This window comes from Candidatus Margulisiibacteriota bacterium (assembly GCA_031268855.1).
In the GTDB taxonomy this organism is placed as follows: domain Bacteria; phylum Margulisbacteria; class Termititenacia; order Termititenacales; family Termititenacaceae; genus Termititenax.
Genome location: JAIRWS010000125.1, coordinates 1 through 5,471 on the forward strand (window position 1 = coordinate 1; position 5,471 = coordinate 5,471).

Here is a 5,471-nt window from a genome sequence, read left to right on the forward strand (position 1 = left end):
CGGGATACATAATCAAGCACTTTTTTACTATATTCTTGCCCTCCGCTGTTTTCCAAATAGTCCGCATATTTTTTCCAGATATATTCCGCCAATAATTTATTATCCTGGGTTATTAAATCCGAGACCAGCAAACAGCCTCCATCTGTCAAAAGATTATAAAGTTTTTTGAAAGTCCTCTCCCAGTCCGCGTCATCTCGTAAATGATGCAGAACCGCGCCGGCCAAAATAATGTCAAAATAATTTTCATTTAATTCTACCGTCCGGATATCGCCCTGTATTAGCTTGATTTTTTTTGTTTGTTTTGAGACTCTTTCAAAGGCTTTATTCAACATCGGCCGGCTCAAATCCACCAGGGTACAATTTAAATTTGCGATTTTGGCAAGCATCATTAATGTATAATTACCGGCCCCGCAGCCAATATCCAACAAATTCACGGCGCCCGGAACCATAATTTTTGCCGCATCTGTAATGATTTCTAATGAAATTTTTGCGTCGATCGTTGATGTTTGCCCCGTGTCTATATTTGCAAATCTGGCAACATCTTTATCAAAACGCTCTCTAATTTCTTCTACCGTTGATTTATCCACTTATTTTTCCCTACGCCAGCAAAAATTCAATATATTTTGTGTTTTTAACTTCTGTGTATTGTTTTTTTATTCTTTAAAGCAAGAAAAACCACTAAATAACTTCGTTCGTCAACAAAAGCGCGTAAATCCTCTCCAGATCGTCGCGCGAGAAGTACTTTATAGTAATGCCGCCTTCGTGTTCATTTCCATTTAACTCAATTTTTGTGGCGAATTTCGCGGCCAACCTTTGTTCTATATTGATTAATTCAGCTGATTTTTCTATTGCGTCCCTGTTAAGTTGTTTAGCATTGGTTTTTTTTGCTGTTAAGCTCTCTGTATCACGCACGTTAAGGTTGTTCTGTAATACTTTTCGCCATACTTTGAGCTGTTCAATAACATTTCCCGCGGCCAAAATAGCCCGCGCGTGTCCGGCGGTAATTTCGTTTTTCCGCAATGAATCCTTGACTTCCAGCGGCAGATCGTTCAAACGCAGCGCGTTCGCCACGGATGAACGGGCTTTGCCGACTTTTTCGGCCACCTGCTCCTGCGTCAGGTTAAATTCTTTCATTAATAACGCGTAAGATTCCGCTTCTTCCAGCGCGTTCAGTCCCTCGCGCTGTATATTTTCGATGATCGACTGCTCAAGCGACACTTCGTCGCTAATCCCCTTGACCACCACCGGCACTTTGTCCAGACCGGCCTGCTGTGAAGCGCGCCAGCGCCGCTCGCCAGCCACCAGCTCGTATCTGTTCTCTTTTTTGCGCACGATAAGCGGCTCGATGACGCCGTGTATTTTGATCGACGCGGCCAATTCGCCGAGGGTGTCCGGCGCAAAATTTTTGCGCGGCTGGCGCGGATTGGGCACGATTTCCGTCACCGAGATATACAAAATACTGCGGCCAAAAAGCGGCTGGATTTTGCCGTCGGTTTTGCTTAAGGAAGCGGCGACATTGTCCGCTTCTTTCTGCGCGGACCCGCCCGTGGATTGCAGCAGCGCGCCCAGACCTTTGCCCAAGCCTCTATTAATAGCCATGCGCGATCAACTCCTTTGCGAGAGCGCTGTATGCTTCCGCGCCTTTGGATTTGTCGGCGTACACCGAGATCGGCTGGCCGTAGCTCGGCGCCTCGCTGATCCGCACATTGCGCGGTATCACGGTCTGGAAAACTTTTTCGCCCAGATGCTGGCGCGCTTCCGCGACAACCTGCCGGCTGAGCGCGGTGCGCGGATCATACATGGTCAGCACAATACCCTCGATGTCCAGCTCGGGGTTTATTTTGTCCCGGATCAGCGTCAGCGTGGTCATCAAGCGCGTCAGGCCTTCCAGCGCGAAAAATTCACATTGCAGCGGCACCAGAATACGCGTCGCGGCGACCAGCGCGTTGAGTGTGAGCAGCCCTAGCGACGGCGGACAATCGATCAAAATAAAATCGTAACCGTCCTGCACCGCGGCCAGCGCGTTTTTCAAATGTTTTTCGCGGCCGTCCTCGTTCATTAATTCGGCTTCGACGCCGGCCAGATCTGGCGTGCAGGGCAGGATGTGCAGATTTTTCACCGAGGTCGGATACAAAACTTCCAGCGCGTCTTTGCGGCCAATGTAAAGATCGTACAACGAAAATTCGATTTTGTTTTCGTCAATGCCGACGCCGCTCGTGGAATTCGCCTGCGGATCGGTGTCGATCAGCAAAACCATTTTGCCGGTTTCCGCCAGCGCCGTGCCCAGATTGATGGCCGTGGTCGTTTTGCCAACACCGCCTTTTTGATTGACTATCGCAAAAATCGTTCCCATGCGCGGATACTATACTACAGGCTCTTTCTTTTTGCAAAACAATTGCTTTGTTTATGCTAAAAATATTCGCCGCAATTGGATACAAGAAAGCAAGAGTTGGGCTAAAAACAAGTTTGGCAGAGGCTTCCGGCTGTACTGTTGACAAGAATTCAGTTTGTTTAAGCAAAAAACCGGCGTTCTGTACCGCCTTGCGCATGTTTCACGTGAAACATTTGCTCGCATAACGCGCCCCTTGCTTATTGCCGGTCATTTTTGTTAGAATTGTTTAGACAGCATTGGGGGATGTTCATGCACAGAAAACTATCTGCTTACACCGAGGCGGGCAAACTGATCGATAAATTATTAGGCGAACCTCAAACCGCCGGCGTTATAGATACCATTGACGCGCTGTACGTTTACCGCAAGCGGCTTTTGCACGAGGCATTTCCTGGCGGGGCTGGGACACGGAGACCCGCGCGGCAAATATTTCTCCGGAGCTAATTTACGCTCATTTCGACTCCGCTCAATGAGCGGCATGGCTACTGAGCCTGTCAGGCCACTGAGCCTGCCGAAGCGACCGGACATCGCTCATTTCGACTCCGCTCAATGAGCGGCCCCTTGCTCCCTTCGCCAGCGTATCCGCAGGATACGAGCTCAGGGAGCGGCGGGACTTCCGCGCGCGGCGCTTTTAGTATATACTCCCCGCATGCCAAATGAAAACATCTCCCTGCGTCATGGCACGGAGGCGGACGCGGAATTACTGCTGGAGTTCATTCACGCTCTGGCGGAATACGAGCATCTGACCGTAACGTCCGACGCCGAAACTCTGCGGCAGGATGTTTTCCTCAACAAACGCGCCGAAGTGATCTTTGCGGATATCGCGGGACAGCCGGCGGGACTGGTCTTGTTTTTCTTTACTTATTCAACATTTTCCGGCCGCAAAGTTATTTATGTGGAGGACATTTTCGTCAAAGAAGTTTTTCGCGGACAGGGCGTCGGCCGGGAATTGCTGCGCTGCGTTGCGCGGCTGGCCGTGGAACAAAACTGTGACCGGCTGGACTGGGCGGCGCTGTCGTGGAACAAACCCGCGCAGGATTTTTATAAAAAACTGGGCGCCGTGCCTTTGCAGGGCTGGGACAGGTATTTGCTGTACGGCGAGGCCATGCGGAAACTGGCAAGTGAAGCGTCTGGGTTGTTATGATACGCTCTCTGGCGGCTGAGCCTTGGACGCTTCGACGGTTCGACAGGCTCACTGTCCCAGGCTCAGCGTCCGAACTATTGTGATGCGCTCCCCTAGACAAGCTCAGAGAGTAGCGGAGAGAGAGACACTGCGCAAGATTGGAAGTTGTGTTTACACGAGATGGATTGTTTCACGTGAAACACCGGATCGTATAAAAGTTGTATAAAATTTATACATGTGGACACTGAGCGTAAGTCCGTCAGGGACTGCAGTCCCTTCGGGCTTGTAGTCCCTTCGGGCTTGCGGTCAGCGACCAAATTTCATTAAGCCTCACTTTAACCGCTGTTAAGCAATATTGAGCGGCCTTAATATTCGCTCTAAAATTTCTACCTATTCGCTCAATACGGCGGACGCGCCCGTTTTACACACGCCGCTAGCTGACCATCCGGTATTTCTTGCGGACTTTTTGCACCGCGGAAACAACATCCTCGGTATATTTGCTCAATAGGTTTTGCGAACGGTCAGGATGCGTTTTTTCCGGCTTGAACAATTCATAAACCTCGATACGGAAAACTTCCGCCAGCTTCAACATGGTCGCCGGAGACACCCATTTTTTACCAGTCTCCACATCACTGAGAAAATTTACGGAGAGACTTACCCGCTCCGCCAATTCCGCCTGTGACCAGCCGGAGCGAGTCCGGTAGGACTTAATATTTGCGCCTAAAAGTTGATACAACCTTCCTTCGTTAATAATCATTGGCTTACTCCTATTGATTGAAATGATATTATTCTGTTGGCTTGACAAACAAACAACCAGCTGTTAGAATAAATCTAGTTTACGCAATTAGCGTTATAGAATAACAAGAGGGGGTTTCTTATGACTATAGCAGCAGGCCAAAAAATGTACGCGGACGACATTCTCAATCTGACTTTTTTTCCGATAGGAACCATTTTGCAGTTTAGCGGCAGCCAGTACAGCAGATTGACCAGCGCCAGAACGGCAGACAATAAAGTAATTTGGACATTATGCGATGGCACAAGCGTCAACGAAATAGCCGTGCCAAATCTGGTGGATAAATTCCTGCGCGGCAGTTTGGCGTCCGGCGCGGCTGGCGGCGCGGATAGCCAGAGTATAGCCCTGACTACAAATAATTTGCCAGCGCACAGCCACGAGGTGACAGGCCTGTCTTTAGGCTCCGACGGGGCGCACACGCATACACTCAGCGGCGGCACGTCAGAAGGCGGTTCGCATACGCATACCCTCTCTGACGGCTCAGCGGCTTCGGCTGGCACACACTCGCACAACTATACAAGCCCCCTGATTGGCTCTCTCGCCGGTTTAGATCATGACTCTAATGGATCGACTGTAGAATACGCCACATACAATGGTGGAACAACTTCTTTCGATGGAAGCCATACGCATACTGTCTCGGGCACTATATCCACCGTCGGCACACACACGCATGATTTTTCCTCGACTTCAAGCGCGACATCAGCCGGCGCGCATTCGCACACGATTAGCGGCTCGATAGGCAGCGCCGGATCCGGCACAGCGTTCAGCGTCGAAACCGTGCCCGGTTATTACAGCGTGGTTTACATAATGAAAGTGGCGTAGGGGTTATAACGGGAAAAACGTATCCCCGGCGTCCGCCGCGCGGTATGGCCCGGCCGAAACTGGTATAATATTTCCAAAGCAGGGAATTATATATTGCCACAACAAACAGCTTTGTTGTGACGATATAATATTGAGGAAATATTTATGAGCGACTTTAGTTTGAAATTAAACTCTTTTTCGCCGCTGGCGGAGAAAGCTTTTTTGCCAAATCTTGGCCTTAATGATCGCAACAGAAACGGCACGATAGACCGGGGCGCGGGCGAGGGCTATGAGGAGTTTGCGGCCAAATACGGAGAGGCGGACACGGGTTTTGCGATCAACGGCATAGTGCAGGGCGCGGGCAA

General features: G+C 50.0%; 8 protein-coding genes. 4 read left to right on the forward strand and 4 right to left on the reverse strand.

Annotated features, from left to right (window positions below; translation table 11 throughout):
- From LBJ25_07315 to LBJ25_07325, 3 genes are all read right to left on the reverse strand, one after another.
- The coding region (locus LBJ25_07315) for a class I SAM-dependent methyltransferase (GenBank protein ID MDR1453762.1) at positions 1-587 on the reverse strand (587 nt) is incomplete at its 3' end.
- Between the two features lie 91 nt (positions 588-678).
- Positions 679-1,599, reverse strand: coding sequence for a ParB/RepB/Spo0J family partition protein (locus tag LBJ25_07320; protein MDR1453763.1), 921 nt, complete (start codon positions 1,597-1,599; stop codon positions 679-681).
- Positions 1,589-2,353, reverse strand: a complete 765-nt coding sequence (locus LBJ25_07325; GenBank protein ID MDR1453764.1) for a ParA family protein — start codon at positions 2,351-2,353, stop codon at positions 1,589-1,591. The genes LBJ25_07320 and LBJ25_07325 overlap by 11 nt, the downstream gene beginning before the upstream one ends.
- A gap of 288 nt (positions 2,354-2,641) precedes the next feature.
- Between LBJ25_07325 and LBJ25_07330 the strand changes: the two genes are divergently transcribed.
- Both LBJ25_07330 and LBJ25_07335 read left to right on the forward strand, forming a co-directional pair.
- Positions 2,642-2,833, forward strand: a complete 192-nt coding sequence (locus LBJ25_07330) for a hypothetical protein (protein ID MDR1453765.1) — start codon at positions 2,642-2,644, stop codon at positions 2,831-2,833.
- 205 nt (positions 2,834-3,038) lie between these two features.
- A complete protein-coding gene (locus LBJ25_07335; protein ID MDR1453766.1) occupies positions 3,039-3,533 on the forward strand; it encodes a GNAT family N-acetyltransferase in 495 nt (164 codons plus the stop codon).
- 412 nt (positions 3,534-3,945) lie between these two features.
- Here LBJ25_07335 and LBJ25_07340 read toward each other — a convergent pair whose 3' ends face one another.
- Positions 3,946-4,269, reverse strand: coding sequence for a helix-turn-helix domain-containing protein (locus LBJ25_07340; GenBank protein MDR1453767.1), 324 nt, complete (start codon positions 4,267-4,269; stop codon positions 3,946-3,948).
- A 120-nt stretch (positions 4,270-4,389) separates the two neighbouring features.
- On the opposite strand from LBJ25_07340, the gene LBJ25_07345 reads away from it, so the two are divergent.
- Together LBJ25_07345 and LBJ25_07350 are read left to right on the forward strand one after the other, a co-directional pair.
- The gene (locus LBJ25_07345) at positions 4,390-5,127 is read left to right on the forward strand and encodes a hypothetical protein (protein ID MDR1453768.1); all 738 of its coding nucleotides are present in this window, start codon (positions 4,390-4,392) and stop codon (positions 5,125-5,127) included.
- 144 nt (positions 5,128-5,271) lie between these two features.
- Positions 5,272-5,471, forward strand: a 200-nt coding sequence (locus LBJ25_07350) for a hypothetical protein (protein ID MDR1453769.1), incomplete at its 3' end; no start/stop codon positions are given.